This is a genomic window from Actinoplanes sp. NPDC020271, from assembly GCF_044388125.1.
In the GTDB taxonomy this organism is placed as follows: Bacteria; Actinomycetota; Actinomycetes; order Mycobacteriales; family Micromonosporaceae; genus Actinoplanes.
The window spans coordinates 21,210-41,262 of record NZ_JBIRWQ010000028.1; the positions used below are offsets into that span (position 1 = coordinate 21,210).

The following is a 20,053-nucleotide window of genomic DNA, read 5'->3' on the forward strand; positions in this document are numbered from 1 at the left end:
TCACAGGCCCAGCTCCTTGTCGATGAAGGCGAACATCTCCTCGTCGCTGGCATCGTCGAGGCGTTCGGTGACCTCGTCGTCCGCGGCCGGCTGCCAGCCGGCGAGCAGCTTGCGGAGACGGTCGGCGATCTTTTCCCGTACGGCCTCGTCCAGGCCGCCCGCGGACACCGCCGCCTCGAAGCGGTCGAGCTCCTCCAGCGCGGGCAGCGCCGGCGCGGCCGGGGTGAGCGCGTCACGCAGGTGCGCGGCCAGATCCTGCGGCGTCGGGTAGTCGAAGATGACCGTGGCCGGCAGGCGCAGGCCGGTCGCGGTGCTCAGGCCGTTGCGCAGCTCGACCGCGGTCAGCGAGTCGAAGCCCAGGTCCAGGAACCCGCGCGTCGGCTCGATCGCCTGCCCGTCGGCGTAGCCGAGCACCGCGGCCACGTGCCGGTGCACCAGGTCGAGCAGGAACTCGTGCCGGGCCTCGGCGGTCAGGCCGGCGAGCCGCTGTCCGACCGGTTCGCCCGGCGCGGCCGGGCCGGTCCGGGCGGCAGTGGGCCGGACCAGGCCGCGCAGCAGGTGCGGGATCTCGCCCGAGGCCCGCACGGCGGCCAGGTCGAGCCGGATCGGCACCACCGCCGCCTCGGTCGCGGCGACCGCGGCGTCGAAGGCCGCGAGCCCGCGCGGCACGTCGAACGTGAGCGTCCCGGCCCGGGCCATCCGCTGGCGGGCGCTCTCGTCCAGTCCGCCGGCCATGCCGCCCTCGGCCCACGGACCCCAGGCCAGGGCGTGCCCGGGCAGCCCGAGGTCGCGCCGGTGCTGGGCGAGGGCGTCGAGGAACGCGTTGGCGGCGGCGTAGTTGGCCTGCCCGGGCGTGCCGAAGGTGGCCGAGGCCGAGGAGAACAGCACGAAGGCCGACAGCTCACGGTCGCGGGTCAGCTCGTGCAGGTGCCACGCGCCGTCGACCTTGGGCGTGAGCACCCGGTCCAGCCGGTCGGGGGTCAGCTGCTCGACGATGCCGTCGTCGAGCACACCGGCGGTGTGCACCACCGCGGTGACCGGGTGCTCGGCCAGTACGCGGGCCACCGCGTCCCGGTCGGCCACGTCCGCGGCGACCGCTGTCACCTCGGCGTCGAGCTCCTCGGCCAGGCTCGCCCCGCCGCCGCTGCGGCTGAGCAGGACCAGGCTCCGCACCCCGTGGTGGGTGACCAGGTGACGGGCCACGTGCCCGGCCAGCGTGCCGGAGGCGCCGGTGATCAGGACCGGTCCGGCGCCGAACGACACCGGCCGGCCGGTGGGTGCCGTCCGGGCCAGGCGTGGCACGAGCAGCTCACCGCCGCGGATGCTGACCTCGGGCTCACCGGCGGCGAGCGCGGCCGGTACGGCGGACCACGACTTCTCGTCCACGCCGACGATCCGGATGCGGTCCGGGTTCTCCTGCTGGGCCGAGCGGAGCAGACCCCGCACGGCCGTGCCGGCCAAGGTGTCCGCGGTGAGCACCACCAGGGTGGCCGCGGTCGCCATGGCCGACTGCAGGATCTCCAGGACCCGGCGCAGCTCGGCGGCGGTCCGATCGGCCGGGACGTCACCGGCGTACAGCAGGGCCGTCCGGTCGTCGGCGGGCACCGCCGGCAGCTGCGGCACCGGTGTCCCGATCACCGTCCAGCCGGTCACCCGCCCGGCCTCCGGCATGGGCGTGGGAAGCCAGTCGACGGCGTACAGGTCGTTCACGCCGGGCTGGGCCGACGGGGCCGGCCGCATGACCAGCGAACCGACGGTCAGCGCGGCCACGCCGGTCGCGGTGAACGCCTCCAGGCGCAGGGTGTCGGTGATCCGTACCCGCAACCGGTCCGCGCCGGTGGCGTGCACGGTCACGTCCGCCCAGCTGAACGGGATGCGGGCCACCGCCTCGTCGTTCCCGTCCGCGACGGCCAGCGCGTGCAGGGCCGCGTCGAGCAGGGCGGGATGCACCCCGAACCGCGGTGCGGTGCGCTGCTGCTCGTCGTTGAGGGCCACCTCGGCGTACAGGTCGCCGCCGCGTTTCCAGACGGCCTGCAGTCCCTGGAAGGCGGGACCGTAGTCGAGGCCGAGGTCCGACAGGCTCGGGTAGAGGTCGTCGATCGGCACCGTGGTGGCCCCGGCCGGCGGCCAGGTCTCCGGGTTAGCCGGGGCCGGAGCGGTCGCGGCGCCCAGCGTTCCGGTCGCGTGGTGCAGCCACTCCCCCGGCTCGGTGCGCGAGTGGATGCGCACCTCCCGGCCGTCCACGGTGACCTGCAACTGGACCGTGCCCTGCTCCGGGACGACCAGCGGCGTGTGCAGGGTCAGCTCCTCCACCGTGCCGGCGCCGGCCTGCAGCGCCAGGTCGAGCAGCGCGGTGCCGGGCAGCAGCGCGACGCCGGAGACGACGTGGTCGGCCAGCCACGGGTGCGTACGCAGCGACAGGCTGCCGGTGAGCACGGCCCCGTCCCCGCCGGCCAGCGGCACCACGGCCCCGAGCAGCGGATGGTCGGTGGTGTCGAGGCCGGCCGCCCGTAGGTCACCGGCGCTCCGCGACGGCATGATCCAGTAGCGGCTGCGCTGGAAGGCGTAGGTCGGCAGCGGGGCCGGTCGCACCCCGTCGTGCAGGGCCGTCCAGTCCACCGCCACGCCGTCGGCCCACAGCCGGGCCAGCGCGGTCAGCGCGGTGGTGACTTCGTCGCGGCCACGGCGCAGCAGCGGCACCGCGTCCTCGACCATCGCCGACAGCACCGCATCCGGACCCAGCTCCACGAACCGCACGTCGTCGCCGGCCTGCGCGACCGCGTCGGCGAAGCGCACGGTGTCGCGCACGTGCGTCACCCAGTAGGCCGGGTCGGACCAGCGGCCGTGACCCGGCGCGAAGCTCAGCCCGGTGACCACCGCGCGGAACTCATCCAGCATCGGCTCCATCAACCGCGAGTGGAACGCATGCGAAGTCCGCAACCGGGTCGTCTTCCAGGTGCTCTGCTCGACCGCGGCGACGTCTGCTTCGTGACCGGAAACGACCACCGCGGCCAGGCCGTTGACCGCCGCGATGTCGACATCCGGGAACGCCGCCCGCACCTCGGCCTCCGGGGCCTGGACCGCCAGCATCACGCCACCGGCCGGCAGCGCTTGCATCAGCCGGCCCCGGGCGGCCACCAGCGTCGCCGCATCGGCCAGCGACAACACCCCGGACACATGCGCCGCCGCGATCTCACCGATCGAGTGACCGACCAGCACATCCGGACGCACACCCCAACTGCCCAGCAGCGCGTGCAACGCCACCTCGACCGCGAAGATCGCCGGCTGCGCGTAACCCGTCCGGTGAATCAACTCCTCATCAGCGAGCACGGCCGCCAACGGACGATCCAAATGCTGATCGACGTGCAGGGCCACCCGATCGAACGCCTCCGCGAACACCGGGAACGTGTCATACAGGCCCCGGCCCATGCCAGCACGCTGCGAGCCCTGACCGGTGAACAAGAAACCCAGCCGGGCCGGGGACGCCACACCACGCAGCACGTCGTCGCCCAGGAGCACCGCGCGGTACGGCAGCACGGCCCGGGTCGCGGCCGCCGCGCCGATCCGCCGCGGGTCGCCAAACGTCTGCCGCACCCGATCGAGCTGGGCGTGCAGCGCGGCGTCGCTGTGGCCGGACACGGGCACCGGCACGACCGGAAGGTCCGGGACCGGGGGCTCGGGGTCCGCGGCCGGCGCCTCTTCGAGGACCACGTGCGCGTTGGTCCCGCTCACGCCGAACGCGGAGACTCCCGCGCGGCGCACCCGGTCGCCCCGCTCCCAGGGCCGGGCCTCGGTGAGCAGCTCGATCTCGCCCACCGACCAGTCCACGTGCGGCGACTTCTCGCTCGCGTGCAGGGTCGCCGGCAGCACCTCGTTACGCAGCGCGAGCACCATCTTGGCGATGCCCGCGACACCGGCGGCCGCCTGGGTGTGGCCGATGTTCGACTTGACCGAGCCGAGCCACAGCGGTTGCGACCGATCCTGACCGTAGGTGGCCAGCAGCGCCTGTGCCTCGATCGGGTCACCCAGCGTGGTCCCGGTGCCGTGTGCCTCGACCGCGTCCACGTCCTCGGCGGCCAGACCCGACGCGGCCAGCGCGGCCCGGATCACCCGCTGTTGGGCGGGACCGTTCGGGGCGGTCAGCCCGTTCGACGCGCCGTCCTGGTTGACCGCCGTGCCGCGCACCACCGCCAGGATCTCGTGGCCGTGCCGCTGGGCGTCCGAGAGCCGCTCCACCAGGAGCATCCCGGCGCCCTCGGACCAGCCCGTGCCGTCCGCGCCCGCGCCGAACGACTTGCACCGCCCGTCCGGCGACAGGCCACGCTGCCGGGAGAACTCGACGAAGACGTCCGCGTTCGGCATCACCGTGACCCCGCCGACCAGCGCCATCGAACACTCACCGGAGCGCAGCGCCTGCCCGGCCAGGTGCAGCGCCACCAGCGACGACGAACACGCCGTGTCGACGGTGACCGCCGGGCCCTCCAGCCCGAACGTGTAGGCGACCCGGCCGGACATGACCGACGACGCCGTACCGGTGAGCATGTGTCCTTCCAAGCCGTCGGCCGACTCGCCGGGGCCGTTGCCGTAGCCCATGAACGAGGCGCCGACGAACACGCCGACCGCTTCGCCGCGCAGGCCGAGCGGGTTGACCCCGGCGCTCTCGAACGCCTCCCACGAGGTCTCCAGCAACAGCCGCTGCTGCGGGTCCATCGCGGTCGCCTCACGCGGCGAGATGCCGAACAGTCCGGCGTCGAACTCGGCCGCCCGGTAGAGGAAGCCACCCTCGCGGGCGTACGTGGTGCCGGCGTGGTCCGGGTCCGGGTGGTAAAGGCGGTCGATGGCCCAGCCCCTGTCGTCCGGGAACGGCCCGATGCCGTCCCGGCCCGACGCGACGAGGTCCCAGTACTGCGCCGGGGTCTCGACACCACCGGGCAGCCGCAGCCCCATGCCGACGATCACGATCGGATCGCCGCTGGTCACCGCCGCGGCCTCGGCTCGCGGCGGCGGCGCGGCTTCGCCGAGGAGCTTTTCCCGTACGTACGTGGCCAGCCGCGCCGAGTCCGGGTGGTCGAATGCGAGCGTGGCGGGGAGCGCGAGCCCGGTCGACGCCCGGAGCCGGTTGCGCAGGTCGACCGCGGTGAGCGAGTCGAACCCCAGCTCCTTGAAGGCACGACCGGGTTCGATCGCGGCGGCCGAGGTGTGCCCGAGGGCGGCCGCGACCTCGGTGCGCACCACGTCGAGTACGGTCCGCTGCCGGTCGGCCTCGGTCATCCCGGCCAGACGCCCGGCCAGGCCGTTCTCCGCGGCGGGCGCGGCGGTGACCGTGGCCGCCTCGGGCAGCCGGTCGAAGAACGGGCGGGCCCGGGTGGCGGTGAACAGCGGCAGGAAGTCGCTCCACCGTACGTCCGCGATCGTCACCGTCTCCTCACCGGCGCCCACCGCGTGGGCGAGAGCGGTCAGCGCGAGCTCCGGGGCCATCGGGTCGAGGCCTCGGCGCCGCAGTTGCACGGCGACCTCCTCGTCGGCGGCCATGCCGACCCGTGCCCACGGGCCCCAGGAGACCGCGGTGCCCGGTCGTCCGGCCGCGCGGCGGCGAGTGACCAGGGCGTCCAGGGCCGCGTTGGCGGCGCCGTAGGCGGCCTGGCCGGCGCTGCCCCAGATGCCGGAGATCGAGGAGAACACCACGAACGCGTCCACGTCGCCGGCCAGTTCGTCCAGGTGCCGCGCGCCGTCGACCTTGCCGCGGATCACCCGGTCGAGGTGATCCGGGCCGGCGTCCACCAGGGCGACGTCCTCGCTCACCCCGGCCGCGTGGATCACCGCGTCGACCGGGCCGACGTCGGCGAGCAGGGCCGCGACCGCGTCCCGGTCGGCCAGGTCGCACGCGTACACCTCGGCGTTCGGCACGTCGGTCACGCCGCCCCGGCGGGAGATCAGAATCAGCCGTTCGGCGCCGTTCGCCGCGGCCCACCGTGCGACCTGCGAGCCCAGGCCACCGGTGCCGCCGGCGACCAGCACCGTGCCGCGCGGTTGCCAAGCGGCGCCCAGCGGGGCCGGCGCGTGCTCGACGCGCCGCACGAGGATCCCGCCGCCACGCACCGCGACCTGGTCCTCGGTGCCCAGCGCGCCGGAGAGCACCGCGGCGACGCGGCCCTCCGCCCGGCGGTCGAGGCCGGCCGGCAGGTCGAGCAGGCCGCCCCAGAACTCGGGGTGCTCCAGCCCGGCGGCCCGCCCGAGGCCCCACAGCTGCGCTTGGTCCACGTCGACGGCGCCGTCGGCCCGGCCGGTCGCCACCGCACCGCGGGTGACCAGCCACAACGGCGCGGTGACGGCGGCCGTGGCCAGCGATCGGATCAGCTCCGCGGCCTCGTGAGGGCCGGCCGGCGCGGCGAGGATCCCGCCGGCCTCCCGCACATCGCGGACCACTGTCGCGCCGAGCCGCTCCAGCATTGCCGCCAGCGTGTCGTCGCCGAGCACGGCCCAGGTGCCGGACAGTCGCGCCGGCCCCGGGTCGGTGACCGGCTCCCAGGTGACCCGGTACCGCCAGCCGTCCACGGTGGCCCGCTCGCGGCCCTGCGCGCGCCAGCCGGCCAGCGCCGGGAGCACGCCGCCCAGGGCGGATTCGGTCACACCCAGCTGGGCGGCGAGGCCGGACAGGTCACCCTCCTCGACCCGGTTCCAGAAGCCCGCCTCGACCGGGTCGGCGGCGGCGGCGCGGAACTCCAGCCAGTACCGCTGCCGCTGGAAGGCGTAAGTGGGCAGCTCGGCGGGCTCGACGCCGCGGAAAAGCGAACTCCAGTCGACCGGCACGCCGTCGGCCCACAGCCGGGCCAGCCCGCTCAACGCGGTGGTGACCTCGTCGCGGTCCCGCCGCAGCAGCGGCACCGCGTCCTCGACCATGGCCGACAGCACCGCGTCCGGGCCAAGCTCAACGAAGCGCACACCATCGTGTTCCGCGATCGCGTCGGCGAACCGCACGGTGTCACGCACGTGCGCCACCCAATACTCCGGATCCGACCAGCGCCCGTGACCCGGCGCGAACGTCAGACCGGCGACCACCGCCCGGAACTCGTCCAGCATCGGCTCCATCAACCGCGAGTGGAACGCATGACTGGTCCGCAACCGGGTCGTCTTCCAGGCACCCTGCTCGACGGCGGCAACGTTCTGCTCGTGACCGGAAACGACCACGGCGGTCGGGCCGTTGACCGCCGCGATGTCGACATCCGGGAACGCGGCGCGGACATCGGCCTCGGACGCCTGCACCGCCAGCATCACGCCGCCCGACGGCAAAGCCTGCATCAACCGGCCACGCGCGGTGACCAGAATGGCGGCGTCCGCCAGCGACAGCACCCCGGACACGTGCGCCGCCGCGATCTCACCGATCGAGTGACCGACCAGCACATCCGCACGCACACCCCAACTGCCCAGCAGCGCGTGCAACGCCACCTCGACCGCGAAGATCGCCGGCTGCGCATAACCGGTCCGGTGAATCAGCTCCTCGTCGGCGAGCACCACGCTCAGCGGCCGGTCCAAGTGCTGATCGACGTGCAGGGCGACCCGATCGAACGCCTCGGCGAACACCGGGAACACTTCGTAGAGGCGCTGTCCCATGCCGGCACGCTGCGAACCCTGGCCGGTGAACAGAAAACCGAGCCGGGCCGGGGACGCCACCCCGCGCACGATTTGCTCACCCAGCAGCACCGCACGATGCGGCAACGCCGCCCGACGCGCCGCAGCGGCACCCACCGACATCAGATCGCGGGCTTCCGTCGTACCCCAGCGAAGAATTTGATCGTCAAGAGCGGACCGGCTCGCGCCGGACACGACCACCGGCACCACCGGCATGGCCACCGGAGCCTCCGGCCTCTCGGACGCGGGCGGCTCCTCGAGGATCACGTGGGCGTTGGTGCCGCTCACGCCGAAGGCGGAGACACCCGCCCGGCGGACCCGCTCCCCGCGCTCCCACGGCCGCGCCGAGGTGAGCAGTTCCACCTCGCCGGCCGACCAGTCCACGTGCGGGGATTTCTCGGAGGCGTGCAGCGTCGCGGGCAGCACCTCGTTGCGCATCGCCATGATCATCTTGACGATGCCGGCCACGCCGGCCGCGGCCTGGGTGTGGCCGATGTTCGACTTCACCGACCCCAGCCACAGCGGCTGCGACCGATCCTGACCATACGTGGCCAGCAGCGCCTGCGCCTCGATCGGATCACCCAGCGTGGTCCCGGTGCCGTGCGCCTCCACCGCGTCCACGTCCTCGGCGGCCAGCCCGGCCCCGGCCAGCGCCGCCCGGATCACCCGCTGCTGAGCCGGACCGTTCGGCGCGGTCAAACCGTTCGACGCACCGTCCTGGTTGACCGCGGTGCCCCGCACCACGGCCAGGACCCGGCGGCCGGCCGTCCGCGCCGACGACAACCGCTCGACCAGCAGCATGCCGGCGCCCTCGGACCAGCCGGTGCCGTCCGCACCGGCGCCGAACGACCGGCACCGGCCGTCGGCGGACAGCCCCCGCTGCCGGGAGAACTCCACGAAGATGTCCGGCGTCGGCATCACGGTGACGCCGCCGACCAGCGCCATCGAGCACTCACCGGTACGCAGCGACTGGGCGGCCAGGTGCAGCGCCACCAGCGACGACGAGCACGCGGTGTCGACGGTGACGGCCGGTCCCTCCAGGCCGAACGTGTAGGAGATCCGGCCGGAGATGACCGATGACGCCGTACCGGTGAGCAGATGTCCCTCGATGCCGTCGGAGGTGGTGCCGTAGCCCATGAACGCGGCGCCGGCGAACACGCCGACCGGCTGGCCGTGCAGCGACATCGGGTCGACGCCGGCCCGTTCGAACGCCTCCCACGAGGTCTCCAGCAGCAGCCGCTGCTGCGGATCCATGGCCAGGGCCTCGCGCGGCGAGATGCCGAACAGCTCCGCGTCGAACTCGGCGGCGCCGTTCAGGAAACCGCCCTCCCGCGCGTAGAACGTCCCGGCGTGATCCGGGTCCGGGTGGTAAAGCCGGTCCAGGTCCCAGCCACGGTCGGCCGGGAACGCCCCGATCCCGTCGCCGCCGCGGGCCAGCAGATCCCAGAACTGCTCGGGCGTCTCCACACCGCCCGGCAGCCGCACGCCCATGCCGACGATCACGATGGGGTCGTCGCCGGTCACGGTGGCGGCGACGACTTCCGGCTCCGGCCGGGCCGCGCCGAAAACCTTCTCCCGGACGTACGCCGCCAGCCGTTCCGCGGTCGGGTGGTCGAAGGCCAGCGTCGCCGGCAGCGCCAGCCCGGTCGCCGACTGCAGACGGTTGCGCAGCTCGACCGCGGTCAGCGAGTCAAAGCCCAGCTCCTTGAACGCCCGCCCGGGGGTGACGCCGGCCGCGGACGCGTGCCCGAGGACGGCCGCCACCTCACCGCGGACCAGGTCGAGCACCGCGCGCTCCCGCTCGGCGTGACCCATCGCGGACAGCCGCGCGGCGACTCCGGTCTCCCGCTCGGGCGCCGCCGCCGGGGCGGCCTCACCCAGGTCCGCGAACAGCGGCCGCTCCCGGGTGGCGGTGAACAGCGGCAGGAAGTCCGCCCAGCGCACGTCCGCGACGGTGACCGACTCCTCGCCGGCGCCGACCGCGGCCGCCATCGCGGCCAGGCCCACCGCCGGGTCGATCGGCGTCAGGCCGCGACGGCGCAGCAGATCGGCGGTCTCCTGGCCGGCCGCCATGCCGACCTGCGCCCACGGGCCCCACGCGATCGCGGTGCCGGGCTTGCCCAGCGCGCGGCGGCGGGCGACGAGCGCGTCCAGAGCCGCGTTGGCCGCGCCGTAGGCGGCCTGCTCGGCGCTGCCCCAGATGCCGGAGATCGAGGAGAACACCACGAACGCGTCCACGTCCCCGGCCAGCTCGTCCAGGTGCAGGGCGCCGAGCACCTTGCCGTCGACGACCCGGGAGACGTGCCCGGCCCCGGCCTCGCCGATGGTCGCGTGCTCGCTGACGCCGGCCGCGTGCACGACCGCGTCGACCGGGCCGACCTCGGCCAGCAGCGCGGCGACCGCGTCCCGGTCGGCCAGGTCGCACGCGTGCACCTCGGCGTTCGGGAGGTCGGTCGTGCCGCCGCGGCGCGAGATCAGGATCAGTCGCTCGGCGCCGTTCTCGACCGCCCACCGGGCCACCGTCGCGCCCAGGCCACCGGTGCCACCGGCGATCAGGACGGTGCCGTGTGGCTGCCAGGTCTTTCCGCGTACGACGGAAGCGTGCCGGAGCCGCCGCACCAGGATCCCGCCGGGACGGACCGCGATCTGGTCCTCGGCGCCGAGAGCCCCGGCGAGGACGGCGGCGATCCGGGCCGCCGTCCGGGCGTCCAGCACCTCCGGCAGGTCGAGCAGGCCACCCCAGCGGTCGGGGTGCTCCAGGGCCAGCGTCCGGCCCAAGCCCCACACCTGGGCCTGCAGCGGGTCCACGGCCGTGTCCGAGCGCCCGGTCGACACCGCGCCCCGGGTCACGAACCACACCGGCGCGGTGCTGTCGCGTGCCACCGCGAGCGCGTCGAGCAGCGTCCCGCCCAGGCTGACCACACCGGTGACCGGCCCGCCGGCCTGCCGCAGCACTCCGGCGAGCGGGCCCGCGGTCGTCACGACGGTCGCGCCGTGCGCGGTCAGGGCCGCGCCGAGACCGGTGGTGTCGTCGCCGACGAGCACCCAGGTGCCGGCCAGCTCGACCGGCGCCGGGTCGGCGGCCGGCTGCCAAGTGATCCGGTAGCGCATGCCGTCGAGGCGGGACCGCTCGCGTCCGCGGGCACGCCAGGTCGTGAGGGCGGGAAGGACGTTCTCCAGCCTCGTGTCGGCGTCGACGCCGAGTTCGGCGGTGAGCGCGGCCAGGTCGCCCCGGTCGACGGTGTCCCAGAAGCCCGCCTCCGCCGGGTCGGCCTGCTCGGTGCGCGCCTCCAGCCAGTACCGCTCCCGCTGGAAGGCGTAGGTCGGCAGCTGGGCTGGCCGCACCCCCGCGTAGAAGGCCGTCCAGTCCACCGCCACGCCGTCGGCCCACAGCCGAGCCAACGCGGTCAGCGCCGTGGCGACCTCGTCGCGGCCACGGCGCAGCAGCGGCACCGCGTCCTCGACCATCGCCGACAGCACCGCATCCGGGCCCAGCTCCACGAACCGCACACCATCGTGGTCCGCAATAGCATCGGCGAACCGCACGGTGTCGCGCACGTGCGCCACCCAGTAGGCCGGATCCGACCAGCGGCCGTGACCCGGTTCGAAGCTCAGCCCGGCGACCACCGTGCGGAACTCGTCGAGCATCGGCTCCATCAACCGCGAATGGAACGCATGACTCGTCCGCAACCGCGTGGTCTTCCAACTGCCTCGCTCGACCGCGGCAATGTCCTCATCGTGACCGGAAACGACCACGGCGGCCGGCCCGTTGACCGCGGCGATGTCGACATCCGGGAACGCCGCCCGCACCTCGGCCTCGGCCGCCTGCACCGCCAGCATCACGCCGCCCGACGGCAAAGCCTGCATCAGCCGACCTCGCGCGGTCACCAGCGTCGCCGCGTCGGCCAGCGACAACACCCCGGACATATGCGCCGCCGCGATCTCACCGATCGAGTGACCAACCAGGACATCCGCGCGCACACCCCAGCTGTCAAGCAGCGCGTGCAACGCCACCTCGACCGCGAAGATCGCCGGCTGGGCGTAACCCGTCCGGTGAATCAACTCCTCATCGGCGAGCACGGCCGCCAACGGCCGATCCAAATGCTGATCGACGTGCAGGGCGACCCGATCGAACGCCTCGGCGAACACCGGGAACGTCTCATACAGGCCCTGGCCCATGCCCACGCGCTGCGAGCCCTGGCCGGTGAACAGGAAGCCCAGCCGGGCCGGGGACGCCACCCCACGCACGATTTGGTCACCGAGCAGCACGGCACGATGCGACAACGCCGCCCGGCGCGCCGCGGCGGCACCCACCGCCATCAGGTCCGCGTTCTCCAGCGCGGCGACCCGCAGACGCTGGGCTTCCAGCGCCGCCTCGCCGGCACCGGAGAGCACCACCGGGGCCACCGGCAACGCCGCCGAGGGCTCCGGCGTCACGGCCGCGGGCGGCTCCTCGATGATCACGTGGGCGTTGGTGCCGGAGACCCCGAACGCGGAGACGCCGGCGCGGCGGACCCGCTCGCCCCGCTCCCACGGCCGCGGCGAGGTGAGCAGGGCGACCTGACCCTCGGTCCAGTCGACGTGCGGGGACCTCTCTCCGGCGTGCAGCGTGGCCGGCAGGAGCCCGTGACGCAGCGCCATGACCATCTTGGCGATGCCGGCGACGCCGGCCGCGGCCTGGGTGTGGCCGATGTTCGACTTGACCGAGCCGAGCCACAGCGGTTGCGACCGATCCTGACCGTAGGTGGCCAGCAGCGCCTGCGCCTCGATCGGGTCACCCAGTGTGGTCCCGGTGCCGTGCGCCTCCACCGCGTCCACGTCCGACGTGCTCAAGCCGGCCGCGGCCAGCGCGGCCCGGATCACCCGCTGCTGGGCGGGACCGTTCGGCGCGGTCAAACCGTTCGACGCGCCGTCCTGATTGACCGCCGTGCCGCGCACCACCGCCAGGATCTCGTGGCCGTGCCGCTGGGCGTCCGAGAGCCGCTCCACCAGCAGCATCCCGGCGCCCTCGGACCAGCCGGTGCCGTCCGCGTCCGCGCCGAACGACTTGCACCGCCCATCCGGCGACAGCCCGCGCTGCCGGGAGAACTCGACGAACACGTCCGCCGTCGGCATCACCGTGACCCCGCCGACCAGCGCCATCGAACACTCTCCGGAGCGCAGCGACTGGGCGGCCAGGTGCAGCGCCACCAGCGACGACGAACACGCCGTGTCAACGGTGACCGCCGGGCCCTCCAGCCCGAACGTGTACGAGACACGACCCGAGATCACCGACGACGCCGTACCGGTGAGCAGATGGCCTTCGGCGGCGTCGGCCGACCCGCTGCCGTAGCCCATGAAGGTGGCGCCGACGAACACGCCGACCGGCTCGCCGCGCAGGCCCATCGGGTTCACCCCGGCGCTCTCGAACGCCTCCCACGAGGTCTCCAGCAACAGCCGCTGCTGCGGGTCCATGGCCAGGGCCTCACGCGGCGAGATGCCGAACAGTCCGGCGTCGAACTCGGCCGCCCGGTAGAGGAACCCACCCTCGCGGGCGTACGTGGTGCCGGCGTGGTCCGGGTCCGGGTGGTAAAGGCGGTCGATGTCCCAGCCCCTGTCGTCCGGGAACGGCCCGATCGCGTCGGTGCCGGTGGCGACCAGGTCCCACAGCGCCTGGGGCGTCTCGACGCCGCCGGGCAGCCGCACACCGAGGCCGACGATCACGATCGGATCGTCGCCGGTCACCACGGCGGCCTCGGCTCGCGGCGGCGACGCGGCTTCGCCGAGGAGCTTTTCCCGTACGTACGTAGCCAGCCGCGCCGAGTCCGGGTGGTCGAAGACGAGCGTGGCCGGCAGCGCCAGACCCAGCACCGACTGCAGGCGGTTACGCAGCTCGACCGCGGTGAGCGAGTCGAAGCCCAGCTCCCGGAACGCCCGGCCGGGCGCGATCGCGGCGGCCGAGGCGTGCCCAAGAGCCGCCGCGACCTCGGCGCGCACCAGATCGAGAACGGTGCGCCGCTGCTCGGCCGGACTCTGCCCGGCGAGACGGGCGGCCAGCCCGGACTCCGCGACGACAGCGGTCACCGTCGCCTCGGGCAGGTCGGCGAACAGCGGCCGCGGCCGGGCCGCGGTGAAGATCGGCAGGAACTCGTCCCACCGGACGTCGGCGATCGTGACCAGGTCGTCCCCGGCGCCGACGGCCCGCACGAGCGCCGCCACCGCCGGCTCGGGGTCCATCCCGGCCAGGCCCTGGCGGCGCAGGGCGGTGGCCGCCTCCACGTCACCGGCCATACCGACGCGCGCCCACGGGCCCCAGGCGATCGAGGTGCCGGGGCGCCCGGCGGCGCGCCGGCGCTGGATCAGGGCGTCCAGGGCGGCGTTGGCCGCGCCGTACGCGGCCTGCCGCCCGCTGCCCCAGGTGGCCGAGATCGAGGAGAACACCACGAACGCGTCCACGTCGCCGGCCAGCTCGTCGAGATGCAGCGCGCCGTCGACCTTGCCGCGCAGCACCCGGTCCAGGTGCGCCTGGTCCGCGTCGGTCAGCGCCACGTCCTCGCCGACACCGGCCGCGTGCACGACCGCGTCGATCGGGCCGACCTCGGCCAGCAGGGCGGCCACCGCGTCGCGGTCGCCGATGTCGCAGGCGTGCACCTCGGCGTTCGGGATGCCGGTCTCGCCGCCCCGGCGCGAGACCAGGATCAGCCGATCGGCGCCGTTCCCGGCGACCCAGCGGGCCACCTCCCCGCCGAGCCCGCCGGTGCCGCCGGTGACGAGCACCGTTCCGCGCGGCCGCCAGCCCGGGGCCGACGCGCCGGCCGGGGCGTGGCTGACACGCCGGACCAGCACACCGCCGGTACGCAGGGCGAGCTGGTCCTCGGCGCCCAGGCCGCCACCGAGGATCGCCGCGAGCCGCTCGGCGGCGCGGGCGTCGACGACGGCGGGCAGATCGAGCAGGCCTCCCCACAGGCCGGGGTGCTCCAGACCGACGGCGCGGCCGAAGCCCCAGAGAGCCGCCTGGGTGACGTCGACCGGTCCGTCCGCCCGGCCGGTCGTTACCGCACCCCGCGTGACGATCCACAGCGGGACGTCCACCCCGGCCGCCACCAGCTCCTGAACCAGCGGCAGGGTCTCGTCGACAGTGCCGAGCAGCGAGATGACGCCGGAGAGCGGCTCACCGGCCGGGGCACGGGTGACAGTGGCTCCCAGTCCGGTGAGTGTCTCGGTGAGGCCGAACCTGTCCTCGCCGACCACCGCCCAGGTGCCGGTGAGGCGGCCGCCGGCCGGCACGGTCAGCGGCTTCCAGGTGATGCGATACCGCCAGGAGTCGATCAGCTCTCGCTCCCGGCCGCGGGCGCGCCACGCGGCGAGCGCCGGGAGCAGGCCGGCGACGGCGCTCGTCTCGACTCCCAGACGGTCGGCCAGGTCAGCGGCACTGCCGTGCTCGACGGCCGACCAGAAGTCGTCGTCGGCGTGGTGGTCACGGACCCGCGCGCCCCTCGCCGGCCAGAAGCGCTCGCGCTGGAAGGCGTAGGTCGGCAGATCGGCGGGCCGGACACCGGCGAAAAGCGCCGTCCAGTCCACCGGCACGCCGGTGACGTAGAGGTCGGCCAGCGCGGTCAGCGCAGTGGTGACCTCGTCGCGCCCACGGCGCAGCAGCGGCACCGCGTCCTCGACCATCGCCGACAGCACCGCGTCCGGACCCAGCTCCACGAACCGCACGTCGTCGCCGGCCTGCGCGACCACGTCGGCGAAGCGCACGGTGTCGCGCACGTGCGCCACCCAGTAGGCCGGGTCCGACCAGCGCCCGTGTCCGGGCGCGAAGCTCAGGCCGGCGACCACCGCGCGGAACTCGTCGAGCATCGGCTCCATCAACCGCGAGTGGAACGCATGACTGGTCCGCAACCGGGTCGTCTTCCAGACACCCTGCTCGACCGCGGCGACATCTGTCTCGTGACCGGAAACGACCACGGCGGTCGGGCCGTTGACCGCGGCGATGTCCACGTCCGGGAACGCCGCCCGCACCTCGGCCTCCGAGGCCTGCACCGCCAGCATCACGCCGCCCGACGGCAAACCCTGCATCAACCGGCCACGGGCGGTGACCAGAATGGCGGCGTCCGCCAGCGACAGCACCCCGGACACATGCGCCGCCGCGATCTCACCGATCGAGTGACCAACCAGCACATCCGCACGCACACCCCAACTGCCCAGCAGCGCATGCAACGCCACCTCGACCGCGAAAATCGTCGGCTGCGCGTAACCGGTCCGGTGAATCAACTCCTCATCAGCGAGCACGGCCGCCAACGGCCGATCCAAATGCTGATCGACGTGCAGAGCCACCCGGTCAAACGCCTCAGCGAACACCGGGAACGTCTCATACAAACCCCGGCCCATGCCGGCACGCTGCGAACCCTGACCGGTGAACAGGAAACCCAGCCGGGCCGGCGACGCCACACCCCGCACGACCTGCTCACCGAGCAGCACCGCACGATGCGGCAACGCCGCCCGGCGCGCCGCGGCGGCACCCACCGCCATCAGATCGCGGGCTTCCGTCGTACTCCAGCGAAGAATTTGATCGTCAAGAGCGGACCGGCTCGCGCCGGACACGACCACCGGGACCACCGGCAAGGCCGCCGGGGTTGCCGCGGGGTCGAGGGCGGGCGGCTCCTCCAGGATGACGTGCGCGTTCGTGCCGCTGATGCCGAACGATGAGACGCCGGCGCGGCGCGGGCGGGCGGCCGACGGCCACGGCTGGGCGGTGGTGAGCAGCGAGATGTCGCCGTCCGACCAGTCGACGTGCGGGGAGGGCTCGCCGGCGTGCAGGGTCGGCGGCAGCGACTCGTGCTGGAAGGCGAGGACCATCTTCAGGATCCCGGCCGCACCGGCGGCCGCCTGGGTGTGACCGATGTTCGACTTGATGGAGCCGAGCCACAGCGGCTGCGACCGATTCTGACCGTAGGTGGCCAGCAGCGCCTGCGCCTCGATCGGATCACCCAGCGCGGTGCCGGTGCCGTGCGCCTCCACCGCGTCGACCTCGGACGACCGCAGACCGGCGACCGCGAGCGCCTGCCGGATCACCCGCTGCTGCGACGGGCCGTTCGGCGCGGTGAGCCCGTTCGACGCGCCGTCCTGGTTGACCGCCGTGCCCCGCACGACGGCCAGGACACGGCGGCCGGCGGCGCGAGCGGTCGAGAGCCGTTCCACCAGGAAGACGCCGGCGCCCTCACCCCAGGCGGTGCCGTCGGCCCCGGCGCCGAACGCCTTGATCCGCCCGTCCGCGGCCAGGCCGCGCTGCCGGCTGAAGTCGAGGAAGGCGGTCGGCGTCGACATCACCGTCACGCCGCCGACCAGCGCCATCGTGCACTCGCCGGAGCGCAGCGCCTGCCCGGCCAGGTGCAGCGCCACCAGCGACGACGAGCATGCCGTGTCGACGGTGACCGCGGGCCCTTCGAGACCGAAGGTGTACGAGACCCGGCCGGACAGCACGCTGGCCGCGTTGCCGGTGCCGATGTGCCCGGCCGAGGCGGCCACGTCGTCGTGCCCCTCGTCGAGCAGCTCCACGTAGTCCTGGCCGTTGGTGCCGGCGAACACGCCGATCCGTTCGCCGCGCAGCGCCAGCGGGTCCAGGCCGGCCCGCTCGAACGCCTCCCACGAGGTCTCCAGCAGCAGTCGCTGCTGCGGGTCCATGGCGAGCGCCTCGCGCGGCGAGATGCCGAACAGCGCCGCGTCGAAGTCGGTCGCGCCGGCCACGAAGCCACCCTCACGGGCGTAGGTGGTGCCGGGGTGCTCCGGGTCCGGGTGGTAGATCGCGTCGAGGTCCCAGCCGCGGTCGGCCGGGAACGCGCCGATCGCGTCGGTGCCGGACGCGAGCAGTTCCCACAGCGACTCGGGCGTGTCCGCGCCGCCGGGGAAACGGCAGGCCAGGCCCACGATCACGAGCGGGTCGCCGGTGGTGACGGCGGCTGGCATGTCCGGCGTAGCCGCGGGCAGCGTGCCCACGAGCCGGTCAAGCAGGTACGCGGTCAGCCGTTCCGCGTCCGGATAGTCGAAGGCGAGCGTGGCCGGCAGGGTCAGGCCGGTCGCCGCGACCACCCGGTTGCGCAGCTCCATGGCGGTCAGCGAGTCGAACCCGAGTTCCTGGAACGAGCGCCCGGCCGGCACCGCGTCGGCCGAACGGTGGCCGAGCACCGCGGCCGCGAGCCCGCGCACCTCGGCCAGCACCGTCCGGTGCGCCTCGGCGGCGGGGAGCTCGGCCAGCCGGACGGCGAGCGGCAGTCGCCCCTCGACGGTCATCTCCCGGCCCCGCGTCCGCACCTGCGGCAGGTCGGCGAGGACGGCCGCGGGCCGGAGCGCGCCCAGCTCGGCGGCGAACCGGTCCCAGCGGACGTCCGCGACGACCACCGAGGGTTCGCCACTGGCGACGGCATCGGCCAGCGCCGTGAGCGCGTCGGCCGGCTGGAGCAGAGTGAGTCCGGCCCGGCGGAACTGCGCCGACGCGGCGTGTCCGGCCATCATGCCGGCGTCCGCCCACGGCCCCCAGGCGATCGAGGTCGCGGGCAGCCCCAGGGCGGCCCGGTGCTCGGCCAGCGCGTCGAGGGCGGCGTTGGCGGCGGCGTAGTTGGCCTGGCCCGGGTTGCCGAAGACGCCAGCCGTCGAGGAGAACATCACGAAGGCGGTCAGCGGCCGGTGCCGGGTCAGCTCGTGCAGCAGTCGCGCGGCGTCGGCCTTGGCCGACAGCACGGTGTCGAGCCGACCGGCGTCGAGCCCGCTGATCAGGCCGTCGTCCAGCACGCCCGCAGCGTGCACGATCGCCAGCTCGGGCTCGTCGTCGAACTCGTGGACCAGGGCGGTGACGGCGTCGCGGTCGGTGAGATCGCACGTACGGACCTCGGCGCCCGGGATGTCGGTGGTGCCGCCGCGGCGGGAGACCAGGACGATCCGGGACGCGCCGTTCGCCGACGCCCAGCGGGCGACCTGCCGGCCCAGCCCACCGGTGCCGCCGGTGATCAGAATCGTCCCGGTCGGCTGCCACGGACGGCCGGACCGCGAGGGCGCGGGGGTGAGGCGCCGGACCAGGACGCCCGCTCCCCGGACCGCGATCTCGGTCTCGTCGCCGAGCCCACCCGCCAGGATCGCGGCCAGGCGGGTGGTGAACCGGGCATCGGGACGCTCCGGCACCTCGATCAGGCCACCCCACCGGTCCGGGTGCTCCAGCGCCGCGACGCGGCCGAGTCCCCAGATCTTGGCGTTCTCCGGATCGGTCGTGTCGCCGGTGAGCAGCCAGAGCGGGGCGTCGATCCCGGCCTGGACCAGGGTGAGCGCCTCGTGCACGCCGGCCGGGCGCGCAACCACACCGCTGATCGGCTCGACGAGCTCCGGCCGGCCGGCCAGGCTGTCCAGGCGGATGACGGTGGCGCCGGGCAGGTCCACGCCGGTGCCGACGGCCAGCCACGTGCCGGTCGGTGTAGCCGGGGCCAGGTCGGCCACCGGTTTCCAGGTGCTGCGGTAGCGCCAGCCGGCGATCCGGGACCGTTCCCGGCCGCGGGAGCGCCACGTCGACAGCGCGGGCAGCACGGTGGCGACCGCGTCCTGATCGACGCCGAGCTCCTCGGCGAGGCCCGGGAGGTCACCCAGCTCAACCGCATCCCAGAAGCCGTCCTCGCCGGTCGTGGACGGGCTCGCGGGCAGCAGCCAGTAGTGCTCGCGCTGGAACGGATAGGTCGCGAGATCGGCCGGTTTGACACCCGGGAAGAGCGAGGACCAATTGACCGGTACGCCGTTGGCCCACAGCGAGGCCACAGCGGTCAAGGCCGTCGTGGCCTCGTCGCGGCCCCGCCGCAGCAGCGGCACCGCGTCGTCGACCATGGCCGACAGCACCGCATCGGGGCCCAGCTCAACGAAGCGCACACCATCGTGTTCCGCGATCGCGTCGGCGAACCGCACGGTGTCACGCACGTGCGCCACCCAATACTCCGGATCCGACCAGCGCCCGTGACCCGGCGCGAACGTCAGACCGGCGACCACCGCCCGGAACTCCTCCAGCATCGGCTCCATCAACCGCGAGTGGAACGCATGACTCGTCCGCAGCCGCGTGGTCTTCCAAGTGCTCTGTTCCAGCGCGGCGGCATCTGCCTCGTGACCGGAAACGACCACCGCGGCCGGGCCGTTGACCGCCGCGATGTCCACGTCCGGGAACGCGGCGCGGACATCGGCCTCGGACGCCTGCACGGCCAGCATCACGCCGCCCGACGGCAGCGCCTGCATCAACCGGCCACGGGCGGTCACCAGGGTCGCGGCGTCGGCCAGCGACAGGACCCCGGATACGTGCGCCGCCGCGATCTCACCGATCGAGTGACCGACCAGGACATCCGCACGCACACCCCAACTGCCCAGCAGCGCGTGCAACGCCACCTCGACCGCGAAAATCGCCGGCTGGGCATAACCGGTC

At 74.2% G+C, this 20,053-nt stretch carries 1 protein-coding gene (running past one end of the window); it reads right to left on the reverse strand.

Translation table 11 applies throughout. From position 1 onward, the window contains the following. A protein-coding gene (locus ACH442_RS39215) for a type I polyketide synthase (RefSeq protein ID WP_396343190.1) crosses the window boundary here: on the reverse strand, positions 1-20,053 show its 3' portion. 18,665 nt of this gene lie beyond the right edge of the window; only the last 20,053 of its 38,718 coding nucleotides appear in the window; the start codon falls outside the window, past its right edge — the gene reads right to left on this strand; its stop codon occupies positions 1-3.